13 protein-coding genes are annotated in these 18,188 nt (G+C 25.1%); all 13 read left to right on the top strand.

All coding sequences use genetic code 4. The features are described from left to right. Nucleotides 1–51 precede the first annotated feature (51 nt). Nucleotides 52–801, top strand: coding sequence for an ABC transporter ATP-binding protein (locus AACL04_RS04135; protein WP_339029796.1), 750 nt, complete (start codon nucleotides 52–54; stop codon nucleotides 799–801). Nucleotide 802: 1 nt separating this feature from the next. After that, entirely contained in the window at nucleotides 803–2,878 is a 2,076-nt protein-coding gene (locus tag AACL04_RS04130; protein ID WP_339029794.1) for a hypothetical protein, read from the top strand. Nucleotides 2,879–2,892: 14 nt separating this feature from the next. Next, nucleotides 2,893–3,642 carry an ABC transporter ATP-binding protein gene (locus AACL04_RS04125; protein ID WP_339029792.1) on the top strand — a complete coding sequence of 250 codons (750 nt, stop codon included), beginning with the start codon at nucleotides 2,893–2,895 and terminating at the stop codon, nucleotides 3,640–3,642. Nucleotide 3,643: 1 nt separating this feature from the next. Next, nucleotides 3,644–5,521 (top strand): hypothetical protein, encoded by a 1,878-nt coding sequence (locus AACL04_RS04120; protein ID WP_339029790.1) that lies wholly within the window; start codon nucleotides 3,644–3,646, stop codon nucleotides 5,519–5,521. Between the two features lie 17 nt (nucleotides 5,522–5,538). Then, nucleotides 5,539–7,584: an ABC transporter ATP-binding protein gene (locus tag AACL04_RS04115; protein WP_339029788.1), complete on the top strand. Its 2,046-nt coding sequence runs from the start codon at nucleotides 5,539–5,541 to the stop codon at nucleotides 7,582–7,584. A gap of 1 nt (nucleotide 7,585) precedes the next feature. After that, the gene (locus tag AACL04_RS04110; protein ID WP_339029786.1) at nucleotides 7,586–8,239 is read left to right on the top strand and encodes a hypothetical protein; all 654 of its coding nucleotides are present in this window, start codon (nucleotides 7,586–7,588) and stop codon (nucleotides 8,237–8,239) included. A gap of 77 nt (nucleotides 8,240–8,316) precedes the next feature. Next, complete coding sequence (ptsP, locus tag AACL04_RS04105; RefSeq protein WP_339029784.1) at nucleotides 8,317–10,035, top strand: phosphoenolpyruvate--protein phosphotransferase; 1,719 nt, start codon at nucleotides 8,317–8,319, stop codon at nucleotides 10,033–10,035. A gap of 83 nt (nucleotides 10,036–10,118) precedes the next feature. Then, nucleotides 10,119–10,595 carry a PTS glucose transporter subunit IIA gene (locus tag AACL04_RS04100; RefSeq protein ID WP_339029782.1) on the top strand — a complete coding sequence of 159 codons (477 nt, stop codon included), beginning with the start codon at nucleotides 10,119–10,121 and terminating at the stop codon, nucleotides 10,593–10,595. Between the two features lie 82 nt (nucleotides 10,596–10,677). Then, complete coding sequence (locus AACL04_RS04095; RefSeq protein WP_339029781.1) at nucleotides 10,678–11,637, top strand: CPBP family intramembrane glutamic endopeptidase; 960 nt, start codon at nucleotides 10,678–10,680, stop codon at nucleotides 11,635–11,637. Between the two features lie 23 nt (nucleotides 11,638–11,660). After that, a complete protein-coding gene (locus tag AACL04_RS04090; RefSeq protein WP_339029779.1) occupies nucleotides 11,661–12,554 on the top strand; it encodes a pseudouridine synthase in 894 nt (297 codons plus the stop codon). Between the two features lie 35 nt (nucleotides 12,555–12,589). After that, complete coding sequence (locus AACL04_RS04085) at nucleotides 12,590–14,482, top strand: hypothetical protein (RefSeq protein WP_339029777.1); 1,893 nt, start codon at nucleotides 12,590–12,592, stop codon at nucleotides 14,480–14,482. An 83-nt stretch (nucleotides 14,483–14,565) separates the two neighbouring features. Further along, a complete protein-coding gene (locus tag AACL04_RS04080) occupies nucleotides 14,566–16,179 on the top strand; it encodes a hypothetical protein (RefSeq protein WP_339029775.1) in 1,614 nt (537 codons plus the stop codon). Nucleotides 16,180–16,193: 14 nt separating this feature from the next. Then, nucleotides 16,194–18,188, top strand: coding sequence for an NAD-dependent DNA ligase LigA (gene ligA, locus AACL04_RS04075; protein ID WP_339029773.1), 1,995 nt, complete (start codon nucleotides 16,194–16,196; stop codon nucleotides 18,186–18,188).

Raw genomic sequence — 18,188 nt, 5'->3', positions numbered from 1 at the left:
ATATTAAAAAAGCAGTTTAATTAATTTACAATAGTTGTAAAGGGGAATGTTATGATTGAAATAAAAAATATAACCAGAAAATTAGGGAATTTTGGGTTAAAAGATGTTAGTTTTACAATTAAAAAAGGTTCAGTAGTAGCTTTCGTAGGTGATAATGGTGCCGGTAAAACAACAACAATAAAAGCACTTTTTGGTGAACTTAAATTAGATAGTGGCGAGGTTTTAATTGATGGACAAAGTCTATTTAAAAATAATAACCTTTCAAAGGTGGCTTTTTTTCCAGATTCAAATAATGTGCCTTTGGATATAAGAGTTCATGAATATTTACATTATATTTGTGCTGCAAATAATATGGATAAAAATAGAACAGATTTAAGCATTGATAACGTATATAGATTATTAGAACTTAGACCATATAAAGATAAAAAAATAAAAGAATTATCGTCAGGTTGAAAAAAGAAAGCTATTATGGCAAGTGTTTTGGTTAGATCACCAGAGTATATTATTTTTGATGAACCAACAGCAAATGTTGATGTTGAATCAAAATTATACTTTATGAATATTTTTAAACTCCTATCAAAAGTGGGAATAACAATTTTAATTACAAGTCATATAATCGAAGAATTACAAGAACTTGCTGATTATCTTGTATTAATTAAAAAAGGACAAATCGTGTATGCAAATGACTTCGATAGAAAAAAAGAACACATAATGGATATTTATAAAAAACATATGAATGAACCAATTAAGGATTTGAATATTCTTAGAGATTTATATCGAAATAAAGAGGAAAATGGATAATATGGAAAAAATTGTAGTAGATAAAAACTTAAAAAAGAAAAATTTTAAAAATTTTACTTTACTTTATTCAATTAATTTAAAATTGAGTATGAAAAATGTTGGGTCAATTATAAGTGGAATAATATTTACATTGGCAACAATAATATTTTTTATAGTCGAATATACAAAAATTATTAAAACTTCAGATATAGCAAGTTATTCATCATTAAAATACTTTACATTTCTAGTAGGTGCAACATCATTAATTTTTCATATATTATTAAACTCACTTTATCTATTTAAAAGACAAGTCAAAGATGGTATATCATCTATTGAATTAAGAGCTGGATATAAAACCTGAAAATCTTATTTAATCAGAATTCTTATTACTTTTACTGTAGCTTGCATTTATATAACAATACCTTTATTATTTGCTATATTTTTAAATTTGATTAGTTTAAATAATAGTACATTATTCTTTAATTTACATTATTCACAAACGTTCTTCTTTTATTTTTTAGCATTATTTTCAACTATTTTTATATCTTTGATAATGGTAATTTTTAAAACATCACTTGCAACTTTATTCTCAATGATATTTATGATTACTGTAGGATTAGCACCAATGTTTGCTTCACTTAAATTTATTATGAGCACCACAAAAGTGGATAATTGAAAAACAAATATTAAAATGCTTTCTGCACAAGACTTTTATAATACTTTTAAAAAAGATAAGGAATTATTTAATGACGATGATGGTAATGGTAATTCATTGTCTTTACATGGAATGAATAGTTACTTGATTAATATTTTAGATCCTTTAAAGCAGTATGAAGAAACTGTTGAGATTGAAGATAAGGCTAATAAAAAATTTTCATATAAAATTGTTCCTACAGAAGATTTTTTTCCTGGATGAAACTCAAAAAGATATTTAAGTAAAAATGAGTTTAGTGATAATGGAAACTTTAATTATGAAAAGGCGACACATATTCTTCTTAAAAATATTGGATTTGGTCAAGTTTATTATAACTATAATATTTTTGGAGCAAACAATGAAGTAGATCAACAATATTTATTGGAAAGAACACCTATTTGAAAAATAATTGAAAAAATAAATAAAACTACACTTGAGAATAAGGATGTACTTATTTCTGAAAATGAAAACGAGGTTCCTTCATTATTCGTAAAGGGTGAATCTCAATATTATAACGCCAACAGAGTAGAATCCAAGGATATAAATATAGATAATTTTGTAAATCAAATTTCTGAGAAATTGCCAGAGTATTCAAATATACTTGTATTTATTAAAAATTTTTATAATAAATACAAGACCTCAATTATTGCTGATAATAACGATTCATATTTTTCAAACGATAAAATTTATAATGAAATATTTGATTTAACTCTTGTAAATAGTAAAGGTTTAAGTTATGATAAAAACTTTGATTTTTTCTCTTGAAAAAAAGTATATGAATATGGTCAAGAAAATTTTAATGATAATTTCGCTGATGATTTTTGTAATTTAACTTTAAGAGATGAAGATGGTAAAACAAATTTAGAAGTTTGCCAAAATAATAAAATTATAGAGCAAAATAATGAAATGGCTAAAGTCTATAAAAAATTTCCTGAATTAACAATTATTAATGCATTAATTATAAATTTATGAAAAGAGTCAATGGAGTTTGATGTTGTTAGGCCAATATCACGAGATAATAAAGCTGTAACTATTGACGATGGACTATATTCTTACTTTAATATTTCTAAAAAATCTAATACTTTAACTACCGATATATCTAGACACTTTACAGCAATGTCAACTGGATTATTTTCATCTAACTTATTAAATGATTCATATAATTCAACAGGTACTGTTTTCTTTCAAGGTCAATTTTTAAGTATAAAAAATATTTTTGATTTTGAGAATTCTAGTTCAGAAAATCAGTCAAGAGGTTCTTCTATGAAACCGGTTTATGAAAAAAACAAGATCAAGAAAAGAACATCATTCATAATACCACTTGCTTACTTTTGTTATATTGTAATTATTATGCCATTTGGTTATGTTGGATATTTAATTTTTGATAAGAAAGCTAAATTATAGAAAGGAGTTTTAATATGATAGAAGTAAAAAATATTACAAGAGACTTAGGTGGTTTTGTTATAAACCAAGTTAGTTTTACAATTAAAAAAGGTTCAGTAGTAGCTTTTGTAGGTGATAATGGTGCAGGTAAAACTACAACAATTAAGGCTCTTTTCGGAGAATTAAAATTAGAGCAAGGAGAAATATTAATGGATGGTAAAAGTATCTTTGAAGAGCAAAATCTTCAAAGAATCGCTTTTTTCCCAGATTCAAATAGTGTTCCTTTAAATATGAAATTAAAAGACTATGTTGCATATATTTGTGCAGTTAATAATATATCCAAAAATGCAGCCAAAGAAAATGCTGATAAGGTTTTTAAAATGCTTTCGTTAGAACCATATAAAAATAAAAAAATTAAAAGTTTAAGTGCTGGTTGAAAGAAAAGGGCAATTATGGCAAGTGTACTTGTAAGAGCACCTGAATATATTGTTTTTGATGAACCAACAGCAAATGTTGATGTTGAAGCTAAATTATCTTTTATGAATATTCTTCATGAACTTTCTCGAATAGGAGTGACAATCTTAATTACTAGTCATATCTTAGAAGAGTTACAAGAAGTTGCAAATTATGTTGTTTTTATAAGAGATGGAGAAGTAGTTTTGGAAAAAGATTTTGATAATAAAAGTGAATCAATTGCAAAATTATATAAGGAAATAATGGCTGAAAAAAATAATGGTGAGAAACTTTTAAAAGAAATTTATATGAATAAGGAAATGGTGGTTTAATATGGAAGCAATTAAAATTAAAGCTTCAAAGAGTAAGAAAGTAAAAGAATTTAATGGATTTAGAACTTTATTTCTTATTAATCTTAAACGTTTGATAAGAAATAAAGCAGTTTTATCTACAGCTATAATTTCAATTATTGTAACTTTTATCTTTTCTTCAAGCACAGCAGGTTTATTAAAAACTCCTTTTAATGCTATTACTATTGGAGTTATATTTGTCTCAATATCATTTATATGTGAAGTATTTTTCTTTATAGTATTTATGGTTATAATCTCGACGGAATTAATAAAGAAACAAATGCAGGATGGTATTCAAAATATTGAAACAAGATCTGGTATTAAATTTCAAAAATCTTTTTTGCTAAGATGATTTGTATTTATTAGTTTTGTTGGTGGAGTTGCAGTTATAAATTCAATTATAAAAATAATTATATCTTCATCAATTGTTTTTAAATTTGATTTAATATCAGGTATTATTTTAAGCAATTGTATATTTTATTTTTTTCTAACTATTGCTTGAAGTCCTATTGTATTTTTAGTAACAATTATTTGTTCTATTGCTTGAAGTGTAATGTTAAATATAATGATAGCAATGATTCTTTGCTTATCATCAATGTTTACTTCAATACCATCAATTATAGAGTTTTCAAAACCTATTAATAATATTTCAGTTATGAAAACAAATCTGAAAATAAATATTTCTAAATCATTTTATGAAACATTTAAAAATGATGAATCAGTTAATTCAATCTTTGTAGACTCAGTAGATAATCAAAATAATTCAATTTTTTTAAGTGAGGTTCAAAAAAATTTGAACATAGAAACTTTAAATGCTCAAGATATTAATTATTATAAATTATTAAAATTGGGCAAAGAACAAGGTCAAACTTATAATACTTTAATGGCTGCATTATATGGGGGAGCACCAAGCGTTTATTTTCAAGAGGATGAAGAAATTGAGACTGATGAAATAAAACCAATACCAGTTTTACAAAATACAGAGATTTTTAAAATTTTGGATGAGATTTATCAAACTATTTATCAAGGTATGAAATCAGATAATAATAAACCTACTATATCAAGCCCAGGTTATCAAGGCAGTTATATAGATTTTGATTATGAGAGTGAATTTAAATTTCATAATTTATCACCATTAATTAAATGACTAAAAAAACAAGAAACTACAAAGAAATATAGCTCTTTATTGAATTGAACAAATTCAATTTACTCTAAGTATGTTTTTGCTTTATCAGCAACGAGAGACCTTTTTGATGATAGCACTTATGTATTTGCAAGTAATTTTAGTCATTTATCTACTTCAATTAGTAATAATGATATAGAAGAAAATGATGAGATATATAAAGTTTACCTAAGATACCCAGAACTATTAATTATTAATAACATTATTACAGAAGCATGACTAAATAATATGTTTTGAAGAGGAGAACTTTATAATGCGGATTGAACTTCTGGTTCTGCAGAAGATGGAAATATGTTCAAGACTCCTTATGAAGCTTATGATACATATCAAAATTGGACAAATGAATCTATTCTAAAAAATAATATTAATATTTTTCAACATTTTTCATCAATGCATAGTCAATTATTTGGAAGTTCTTTAAATAAAGACCTAATGTTTTCTGCTTCTGTCTTATCATATACAGGAATAACAACAGGTTATTCTAACTATACAGATTTAGCTAAGTATGATTTAAGAGAAAACAAAGGCAATGAACCTTTAAGTCCTATTTTTTCAAAAGTTAACTTAAAGAAAAAAATTGGTTATAATGTGCCTGTAATTTATATGATATACTTATTATTATCATTTGGTTTAAACTATCTGGCTTACTTAATTTGATCAGGAAAGTCAAAAATATAAAAAGGTAAAATAAGTAAATGAATAAAGATTTTTTTGTAAGATACATAGATGATGAATCTTTAATTGAATATAAAGAAAAAACAGAATTTAAAAAAAGCAAAGGCTTTTTTGGACTCTGGTTTTTTTATTGAAAAAAACATAAAGTAAAATCTCTTTTTGCAATAGCTTTTATAATTTTGGTTTCTTGTCTTTCTGTTTTTAACATACTAATAGCAAGGCAAATAACCTCTATTTTAATTGGAGAATCTTTAATAGAGACTTTAAATAATAAAGAATTATTATCTGAAATTATAAAAGGTTTAATTCCATTTATTGAAGAAGATCAAAAAGAAATTTTTAACCAAATTGAAGAATTTATTTTGAGCAATGATTTAGAAATGCCAAAGGAACTTATTAATAATATTTTACAAAAATTTTATTTTGATTATTTAAGTTATGATGGTAAAAATGTGGTTGCTATCTTTTTCGAACTTTATATTACAAAAATTCAATGAGTATATATTCTTTTGGCAACAATAGTATTTGTAATAATTTGTATGTATATAGCTTATTGTTTTTGTGGAATTATTAGTGAGGAAGCTCAAACTGATTTAAAAAATAAATTAATTAAATCATTATTAACAAAAAATGTAGACTTTTATAATAAAAACTCTCAAGGAAAAATTACTGAAACAATAGTTAAAGATTGCAAAAATATTTCTGAACAATTAAAAGTTGCTCCAATAATTTTATTATTTATAGTTTTTTCAACAATTGGATCTACAGCAATGCTAGTTTATATTGATAAATTAATTTCAATATTAATGTTTAGCTTAATACTAGGAGTAATGTTAATTGCTTTATTTGTAGTTTTACTTATTGCAAAACCAGTAAAAAAAAGTATGGAGGCCAAATCAAAAAGTGACTCTGAGATTACTGAAAAAATATCTGCAATAAGATTAATTAAATCAACAGGAACATGAGAAAAAGAAATTGAACATTTTAGTGAAGAAAATGAAAAGCAAAATAAGTATAATAAAAAATTAAATTTTGCAATATCTATAATTCCGGGAATTATAATTGGAGCTGTAGGGTGTCTAACTTTATCATCAATAGTTTTTGGAGTTTTCATTTATGCTTCAGATACAAGTAAATTAATAACTGTTTTTTCTACATTTACTGCAGGTATTTTTGTTATGGTAACACCAATATTTCAATTAAATACAATTCTCCAAAGTATCAGTTCAACAAATAAATCATCTCAAAATATAGCAAGTATTGTAAATGATGAAGATAACATAGTTGATATTAAAGAACCTAAATTTATTGAAAAAAAAGAAATAGAAAGCATTGTTTTTGAAAATGTTTCTTTTGCTTATCCAACTTCTCCTGAAAATAATATTCTTAATAATTTATCAATAAGTTTTGAAAAAGGAAAATCATATGCATTTGTTGGACCCTCAGGATGTGGTAAATCTACAGTTACAAGATTACTTTTAAGATTTTATGAAAATTATGAAGGTTCAATCAAAGTAAATGGTGATATGGAATTAAAAGATATAGATTTAAAAAACTGACTTCAAAATATTGGTTATGTAGATCAAGAACCACAAATTCTTTCAGGAACTATTAAAGAAAATTTACTCTATGTTAAAAATGATGCCACTGATGATGAAATAATAGAAGCTTGTCAAAAGGCCAAACTTCATGATCTAATAATGAGTTGAGAAAATCAGTATGATACATTTTTATTTGAAAGAGGAAAACAATTATCAGGTGGTCAAAAACAAAGACTTGTTATCGCAAGAACATTTTTAAAGAATCCAAGCTTAATTATTTTAGATGAAGCTACAAGTGCTTTAGATAATTTAGTTGAGAAGGAGATCTCTATTGAACTCGATAAATTAATAATAGGAAAAACTACAATAACAATAGCACATAGATTAACTACAATTAAAAATTATGACAAAATTTTTGTATTAGATTCATTCAAAAAAATTGTGCAAGTTGGAACCTTTAACGATTTAATAAAAAAAGAAGGTTTATTTAAGGATTTATATGAAGTAGATAAGGGGGAAAGTTAAAATGATAAAAATTAAAAATATTTTTAATGCTAAAAATAATTGAAAAACTACATTTATTTTATATTTAATTTTGTCTTTACTTTCAATTCTTATATTATTTTTTATGCCTATGGTATTTGAAACTGAAAGTGGAAACCTTATAAAATTAAATCTAATTGGTAAAAAGGAAGGTTCAATTTATTTTGCACAAAAACAAATAGAGAATTATGAGGCTAAAATTTTATGAGATTTTGATTATACTTTTATTTTATTTACATATCAAAATCTTTGAAGTTATTTTGGTTGATTCTTTTTTCTTCTTTTACTTACTTTAAATCACTTTAATTTATTAAAAAAAACTGGTGGTACTAGAAGGATTGTGAGTGCATCAATTATTTTAATAGTTTCATTTTTTTTATTAATTAGTACAATAAATTATATGGTAGCTTATGCTCAATGAATTGAGGCATATGGGAAACTTACTGAACAAGTTTTGCAAAAGGCAAGATTAGGTAAATTAAAACAAGCCTTAATGTTTATTTTTGCAGCAATTTTTATAATTATGAGTTGTTATAATATTTATGTAGAAAAAAAAGTAACATATAAGGTAAATAAGGAAATAATTGATAATAAGAGAAATAAAAAATCAAAAAAATTAGAAACAACTAATAATTAGTTGTTTTTTTATATTCTGTTTACACTCTATATATGCAATATTTGTTATAATATATTTGTTTTAAAGGAGAGATTTTAATGTCTAAAAAAATGTCAGGAATTGGTGCAAGTAATGGTATATCAATCGCTAAGGTTTATATATTAGATGAACAACCAATAATTATCTCAGATGTAATACCAAAAAATATTGAATCAGAATTAACTCTTGTAACTTCATCAATTGCAAAGGCTAAAGTTGATTTAGAAAATTTGCAAGTAATTGCAAAAGAAAAACTAGGGGAAGAAAAGGCAGCTATTTTTGAAGCTCATGCTTCAATATTGGAAGATCCAGCAATGGCAGAGGAATTTACAACTTTAATTAAAGATAAAAATTATAATGCTGCAAAAGCTATTAAAGAAGTAACCGATAAATATATGGCCATGTTCGAAGCAATGGATGATGAATATTTTAAAGAAAGAGCTGCAGATATTAAAGATGTAACTGAAAGATTAATTAGATATGTTTTAAATCTCCCTGTAGCAGATTTAGCAACAATTAGTGAAGAAGTTATTATTGTTGCTGAAGATTTAACTCCATCTCAAACTGCACAATTAAATCCAAAATTTGTAAAGGGTTTTGCATGTAATATTGGAGGAAGAACTAGTCATGCCGCTATTATGGCAAGAAGTTTAGAAATTCCTGCAGTTTTAGGTTTGAAAACTATTTTACGTGACGTGAAAGATAAAGATATTTTAGCAATAAATGGTGAAACTGGTGATATTGAAATTAATCCCTCAGATAAAAATCAATGAAAAAAATTGGCTGAAAATTTTGAAAAAGAAAAAGAAGAATTAAAAAAATTAAAAGATAAACCAACTTTAACTAAAGATGGCTTTGATGGCTTTATTTTAGAGGGAAATATTGGAAGTCCTAAGGATGTAGAATCTGTTCTTGAAAATGGTGGAGAGGGAATAGGTTTATTTAGAAGTGAATTCTTATACATGGACAATGATCATTTTCCAACAGAAGAAGAGCAATTCGTTTCATATAAAAAAGTTGTTGAAGATATGAAGGGTAAAATCACTATTATTAGGACTTTAGATATTGGTGGTGATAAAAAGTTATCATACTTCTCATTCCCACACGAAATGAACCCATTTTTAGGATATCGTGCAATTAGATTTACTTTAGATAGAAAAGATATTTTTAGAGATCAAATAAGAGCTTTACTACGAGCTAGTGCTTTTGGTCCAGTAGGAATAATGTTTCCAATGATAGCAACAATTGATGAATTTTTAGCTGCAAAAAAATTTACATTAGAATGTAAAGCAGAATTAAAAAAAGAAGGAATTAAAGTTGGCAAGGGTTTACAAATTGGAATGATGGTTGAAATTCCAGCAGCAGCAGTCAATGCTGAAAATTTTGCTAAACATGCGGACTTCTTTTCAGTAGGAACAAATGATTTAATTCAATATGCAATGGCAGCTGATAGAATGAGTGAAAATGTTACTTACTTATATCAACCATATAATCCCTCAATTTTAAGATTATTAAAAATGACAATTGATGGTGCACACAAACATGGAAAATGAGCCGGAATGTGTGGAGAAATGGCAGGAGAACCAGATGCTCTTCCCTTATTAATGGGTTTAGGACTTGATGCGTATTCAATGTCAGCAACAAGTATTTTAAAGGCTAGAAGCATTATGTCAAAATTAACTTTAAAAGAAGTAAAACAATTAGCAGATAAAGCTTTAGAATGTGAGACTTCTTCTGAGGTTTTAAAATTAGTTAAAGAAGTAATGAAAAACAAGTAATTCGTAAGAATTATTTTTTTTATTTAAAAATATAATAATAACATTTTTTTATTGTAAAATAATGTTTGAGGAGAAGGTAAATTATGGGATTATTCACAAAAAATAAAAAATTAGAAGTTTTTGCACCAGTTGATGGTGAAATTATTGACCTATCAAAAGTAGAAGACGAAGTATTTTCAGAAAAAATGCTTGGAGATGGAATAGCATTTATTCCTGATAATGGCGAATTTGTAGCACCAATAGATGGAAAACTTGTAACAGTTTTTCCAAGTGGTCATGCATATGGTATAGCAAACTCAAATGGAGTTGAAATATTATTGCACATTGGTTTGGATACAGTTTCACTAAATGGTGAAGGATTTGATATTAAAGTAAAACAAGGATCAAATATTAAAGCTGGAGAATTATTAGTAAACGTAGATATGGCAAAGGTATCTAAAAAAGTACCTTCAATGAATACACCATTAATTTTTACAACTGATTCTATGAGTGGAAGAAAATTTGAAGTTTTAAAAACTGGTAAAGTAAAAAAAGGTGATTTAATAATTGAAGTTAAATAATTTAAATATTTAAAAGACCCTATTAGTTAGGGTTTTTTATTTTTTTAGAGGCTTTTTGGAGTAAAATTAAAAAGGTGATTTAATGAAAGAAAAGGTAAACAAATTTAGAGATAAGCACTTCGGTTTAAGCGAAGAGACAAAATTTAGATTTGATATATTAAATTATAAAACTGATGGAATGATTTTTGTAACTTCCGTTCTAATAGTTCCATTTATTTTGTCTCTATTTATCGCTCTGTTTGGTAATAATAATAAAGAAACTTTTGCTCTCTTATACTTAGTATCAGTTATTATTGGAATGGTTTTTAATATTTTAAGAAATGGACCTGGATTTTTTAAAGGTGGCTATTTTTGAATTTATCTACTAATCATAGGACCACAAATTGTTTTTATTTTTACTGGGCTTATAATGTTTTTAATTAATTCGGCTTTAAATAATGATGAAGAATTAATATCTGCCTTTTCTTCAATTCTGACTATGATTTTAACAGAGGTTATAATCATAATTTTGGCTATATTTTATGATAGAAAAATATTTAAAAGATTTAAAGAAACTTTAAAAACTAAATGAAAAGAAATTATTATAATAGGATTTGCAGGTACAGTAATATTGTATTTTGTTTCAACTTTTATATTTTTGAATTTAATTGAGACAAATTTAATGGGAGCCTCAGAAAGTGAGAATCAAAAAAATTTAATTGGTATACTGAGAGATAGTGATAAGTCAATTAAAATAACATATATTATTTTATTATTTATACTTACTGTTGTTGTTGCTCCATTTTGTGAAGAGTTATGTCTTAGAAATTGTTTCAATTTAAATGCTTCAAATAGATGATTAGGTTTTGTAGGAAGTGCAATGTTTTTCGGTTTTGTTCATTACGGACCGAGCTTTGACTTTCAACATATTCTTAGTTATTCTTCAGCAGGTTTTATATTATCAGGAGTATTTTTATTTACTAAAGGGAATATGACTTTCTCATGAATAGTGCACTTGTTAAATAACTTATTAGCATTTATTCTAATCTTATTTATTATTTAAAAACAGAAAAAAAGAGGTTACTTATGACAATAATAAAAGTCAATCAAAACGATGTAGATCAAACAGTCTTTAATTTTATTAAAAAAAATTTTAAATCTACTAATTTATCTATTATTTATAAATGATTTAGAAAAGGAAAAATCAAAATTAATGATATTAAAATTAAAGATACAAAACAAAAAATAAAATTAAATGATGAAGTTAAAATTTATGATAGTAGTGAAACTGAGAAAAGAGATCAGTTTTTGGAAGTGGACTTTTCTGAACTAGAAATAGTTTATGAAGATGAAAATATTGTAATTGTAGATAAACCAGCTAATCTTGAAGTGCATTCACCAGTGAATATAAATTTAGATCAAATGGTAAAAAGTTATTTGAAAAATAAAAATGAATATAATCCTGATTTGGAAAATAGTTTTGTCATTAGTCATGTTCATAGAATTGACAAACTAACAAAGGGGTTAGTCATTTATGCAAAAAATAAAATTACTTTGGATATTCTTTTAAATGAGTTAAATAATAAAACTAAAATCAAAAAACTTTATTTAGCAAAAACAGAAAATGATAATTTACAGACAGGAAAAATATCAGGATATATTAAATATGATAATGATAATCAAAAGGCAAAATTTAGAATTGATAAATTTAACAATGCTAAAAAGGTTGAACAAGTAAATAAGTTAATTGATGAAAAAAATAATATATATGAAGTTCAAATATTAACAGGTAGAAAACACCAAATTAGAGCCGTTTGTAATTTCTATAAATCTCCAATATGTAAAGATTTCAGATATGGTGGGAAGAGAAGTCATCTAAGAGAAATTGACCTAATTGCCTATAAGATAATTTTTAATAATTTTGAAGGTCATTTAGAATATTTAAATGGTAATGAATACAAATCAAAATATAGCTTTTAATGTTAAAATTAAAATAATATATTAGGAGGTTTGAGATGTTATCTACAAGACAAGGTATTTTTAGTGTTATTGTTGGTACGACAATCTCTACTCTAAATGCAATAATTCAATTTTTAACAATGTACTGAGTTTTGGAAAAATTTGGAACTGAGTTTAACGGGTTTGTGCGTTTAGTAACATCATTCTCTGCAATTATTGCAACAGCAGAGGGAGCCTTAGGGATTGCTGCTTCAATTTTACTTGTAAAACCATTAGTAACTAATGATTGAATTAGTGCAAATGAGATTTACTCAACAGCAAAAAAAAGTTTTAGAAGATCAGCTATTGTTGGATTAGTCTTAGTTACTGTAACTGCACTTGCTTACCCGTTATATGCAGGAGTAAATGCACAAGATAGTAGCATTTTTGATCCAAATAGCTGAACTAATATTGGTTTGAATTTAACTGATGAAAAATTTGCCCCATATTGACAATTAATGATTATTGCTTTAATCTTTGGGTCAAAAAACTTTGTTTCTGCTTATTGATTTAGTGTTTATGAAACTATAATTATAGCTGATAATAAAAATGTTATAAGAAGAATAACAATTCTTTTTACAGATATTTTAGTAAATGGATTAACTTTTTATTTATTGGCAAAGGCTAGTAATCCAGTAATAGCATTTATTCCTATATTACTCTACTCTCCTGTAAAGGGATTATTAATATATTTATATGTTAGAAAAAAATATTTATGATTGAAATATTATCGAGATTTCAATAGCTTTAAATTAAATACAACAACTTCAAAAATAACTTGATCTAACTTAGGGTCAACATTATTATTAAATTCAGATATTGCTATAGCTTCAGTAATTTTTGGGCTAAATGTTTCATCAACGCTTTCACTTTATTTAGTTGTTGCTCTAAATGTTAGGCTAATAATGACAAATTTTATTGTATCTTTTAGAGAGTTTTTTGTTACATTAGTTGCAAGAAGAGGAAGAATCAATTGAAATAGTTATGCAAAATATGAGCTATATAGTTATTTAATAGCAGCCTTTACATTTATTAATATGTCTATATTATCTCCATACTTTGTTAGTGCACTTTATGGTAAAAACATTACTTTAACTGACCCAACAAACCCAAGTACAAAGGCCTTTGAATTTATGTTTTATACACCAATTTTTTCAATGCTTTATGCTGCAGTTACTGCATTTACAATTCTTTGTGATAGTCAAATGACTTTAATTCAGGCAAAAGGAAGATATGGTGAAGTTTCAAAATTTCAAAATATAATTGGGGTTGTTTATATAATTACAGCTGTTTTGGTACCATTTATATTAGTTACAGCTGGTGTTGGGGGAATTAATAGTTTAGTTATTGGAGTTGTTAGTATGTATTTAATTAAGTTACTTTGCTTAATTATTAGATATGGCTATTTATGAATTTATGTTTGAAAATATGTCACTTACAACTCTAATAAAAAATATGTTATAAATAATTTTTTAATATTGATTGTTCCTACATTTATTGCTATTTTATTAAACTCATTTTTAATTAGTAAACACTTAGATATTAGAAGTGCTACAGGAGAAGGAGCTCATATTGCTCCTCTAATTGGTTTATTCTTCGGAACAATATTATCAACAATTTTTGTTCTAATTTTATTCTCATATATTCTTAATGCTAAACTATTTAATGGTATTATAAGAAATCTTCCAATTATTCAAAAAACTCTTTTAAGAAAAAACTCTCAATCAAGAAAGAAAAACTTAGAAGAATATGGAATAGATGTAGATGAAATTGTTGACAAAGGAAATCAGATTTCTCATGCTATGTATGGTATTGAAGATACAACAGTTAGTTCTTCACTAATTAATGAATCAACAGTAATTAACGTTAATCCAAAAAATGAAAATATTTATGTTCTAAAAGGCAAATAAAATTGATATAAATCAATTTTTTTATTTAGTTTTTAAGAATCTTTAAGCACTTTCTAGGTGCTATAATTTATAAAGGTGAAAATATGATAAGTTCTTCAATATTTATTGCAATAGGAATATCAATGTTATATTTGTTTATGTTTTATACATCAGGCTTAATATTCATTGAATTTTTTAAATTCAAAATTAAGAATCACTTTGTAGCAATAGCTACAGGTTTTTTTAGTTATTTTACTTTTATATCAGTATTCACTTTTCCATTGCAATTAATATCAGTTCTTCCATATGTTTTCTTTGTGTATTATACATTTGCAATTTCTTTAATTTATCTTCTATTTTGTTTTATTTTTATAAAGTTTTGATTAAACACTAATTTTTTAAAAATTGACTCACTAATATTTTTAGTGGTAGTGGTTATTTTTATAGCAATTGATTATGCATCAATTAACTATATATCAAAAGAAAATTTTAGTAGACATAAAAATACTTTGGCTATTTTGTATTGATTAAAAGATAACCCTGTATCATTTTTTAATGATTCAACCTTATTTAACTTTCTTGGATTTAAGCCGTTTCAGGGTTGATATACTTTTCAACTTTCAGTAATAATGATGGTAAATATTGAGCCATATCAGTATAAGGATTTAATCGTTCCATTATTAATTATTTTAGATGCTTTTATAATTACTTCAATATTATTCTTATTTTATGAATCTTTTACTCCAAAAATGAAAATAAATAATAGAATAACTGTTTTCATTATTAGTTTTATAACATTTATTATTACAAGAATAATTTTCTGGTGATTAGATTATTCCATTTTTACAGGTGATATGATTCTTCTCTATTTAATATTTTATGCAGCAACATTATTATTAAGATATACAACAGCTAATGTTAGGGAAAGGTATAGTCCAATTTTTATAGGATTTGTATTAGGGGGATATATATCTTTTTCTTGAGATAGTTCTTATCAAATATTATTTTTATTGTATGCATTTATTTTTACAATTCAAAGAAGATTTAATCAAAACTTTACAAAAGATATTTTAAAAATTGCAATATTCCCCATGGTAGGATTCATATTTTATAATATTATTTTAAGTTTATATCTGCAAGTTATTATTTTTGGATTTATACTTTTAATTATGCTACTTGCTTCTTACTTAATGAATAGGAGATACTCTTTTGTTGTCAAATTTGAAACTTTTTTAGAAACAAGAAGTCTATTCACTGTTTTACTTGTACCTTTATTTTTTATGATGATATCAACAGGATTTATTTTAGCATTTAATGAAAACATTTTATCTGAAGAGTATAACTCTCTAAATATAATTTATATATGAACTTCATTAATAAAGAATGATATTGCAAAACAATTTTTAACTTTTATAATATCAATGACTTTACTAACTTGTTCATTTGTATGAGTTTTCTTTAGAAAAAAAATTAAATATGATTTAATAACAAACTCTATTGACTTATTTTTAATTAGTTATTTAACATTCTATAATCCAATTTCTGTAAGATTTATAAGTACATTTTATCCAAAAATGTTTGAAACAAATGGAATGGTTTTAATAGTCTTACTATTTACATTTGTAAATACTTTGCCTTATGCTATAAGAACAAAGAAAACAATTGAAGAAATAAATGATGTAGTAATTATAAAAAAATATTCAAGAGTGAATTTTTAATAGGAGGTATTTTAATGAAAAAAATTTTAGAAAAAATTAGACAATTAAAAGAAGATTTAAATAAGTGAGGTCATGCTTATTATGTATTGGATAAACCTTTAGTTGATGACTCAGAATATGACAAAAGCTTAAATGAATTAATAAAATTAGAAGCAGAATATCCTGAACTAATTACATCAGATTCTCCTACACAAAAGGTTGGAGGAATTGTTATAAATAAGTTTGAGAAATATAAACATAAGCAGCCAATGTTAAGTTTGGCTAATGCCTTTAATAAAGAGGATTTAGAAAATTTTAATGATCAAATCATAAAAGAGATTGAAAATAAAAAATATAATTTTTTTGTAGAGCCTAAAATAGATGGATTATCAATTTCATTAATATATAAAAATGGAAATTTGTTTAAAGGTGTTACTAGAGGTGATGGAGTTTATGGTGAGGATGTTACTTCAAATGTTAAAACAATAAAAAGTATTCCACTTTCAATATCAGATAAAAATGATTATGTAGAAATTAGAGGAGAAGTTTTCTTATCTAAAACTGAGTTTGAAAAATTAAACAAGCAAAGATTATTAAATAATGAAGAGATTTTTGCAAATCCAAGAAATGCTGCAGCGGGAACTTTAAGACAACTTGATTCAACAATTGCTGCTTCAAGAAAACTTGATGCATTCTTGTATTACTTTATGGATAGAGAAAAATTTCATACTCACAGTGATTCTTTAAATTATTTAGAAACAATGAATTTTAAAATAAATAGTTTGGGTAAAATCTGTAACAGCATTGAAGATGTATATAGCCATATTCAATTTATTCTTTCACAAAGAGAAAAATTACAATATGAAATAGATGGTGTTGTAGTTAAAATAAATGATTTTGATTTATATGAAAAAGTAGGTTATACAGCAAAGTCTCCAAAGTGAGCTATAGCTTTTAAGTTTCCTGCTGAAACTAAGCAAACTAAATTAAAAAATATTTTTGCAACTGTTGGAAGAACAGGAAGAATTACATATAATGCTGCTTTGGAACCTGTTCAAATTGCAGGAACAACAGTACAAGCAGCAACACTTCACAATGCAGATTTTATTATTCAACGAGATATTAGAATTGGTGGAGAAGTAAAAGTAAAAAAAGCTGGTGATATAATTCCAGAAGTAATTTCGCCAATACAAGATGATAATTATAATTCTTTAAAAAAATGAAGTGAAGAAAAAAACTGTCCACAATGTAACTCAATACTGGAAAGAGTAGATGGTGAAGTTGATCAATATTGTATAAACTTTCAATGTCCGAGAAAAATCGTTAGAGGGTTGGAACACTTTGTTTCAAGAGATGCTATGAATATTGAAGGATTGAGTATAAAAATTATTGAGAAGCTTTTTAATAATAAATTTGTCAATACAGTTTCTGATATTTATAAATTACATAAATATAAAGATCAATTAATAGAACTAGATAAGATGGGTGAAAAATCTGTTAATAACTTGTTAGAGTCAATAGAGGCTTCAAAAACGAATTCCTTAGAAAAATTATTTTTTGGTTTAGGAATCAGACATGTTGGTAAAAAAACTGCAAAAACATTATCACTTAATTTTAAAAATATAGATATGATATCTTCAATAACTTTTGATCAATTAGAACAAGTTAATGATGTTGGACCAATAGTTGCTAAATCAGTTTGTGATTGATTTCAAATTAAACAAAATAGAGAATTAATTGAAGAACTAAAAAAACTTAAAATTAATATGCAATATTTGGGTAATGAAGGTACTAAAAATAATGATAAAATAACATTGAAAAGCTTTGTTATAACAGGAACATTGAGCAGACCAAGAAATTATTTCAAAGATTTACTTGAAGAGTATGGTGCAAAAGTTATTGATACAATAAGTAAAAAAACTGATTTTTTATTAGCAGGCAATGAGGCTGGAAGTAAATTAGAAAAAGCTCAAAAGTTGGGAATTAATATTTTATCAGAAGAAGATTTTTTAGAAATGATAGGAGAATAA

Origin of the sequence: Spiroplasma endosymbiont of Cantharis nigra (assembly GCF_964019925.1) — a bacterium.
GTDB lineage: Bacteria > Bacillota_I > Bacilli_A > Mycoplasmatales > Mycoplasmataceae > Spiroplasma_A.
This window is presented reverse-complemented; position numbering and strand designations above follow the sequence as displayed.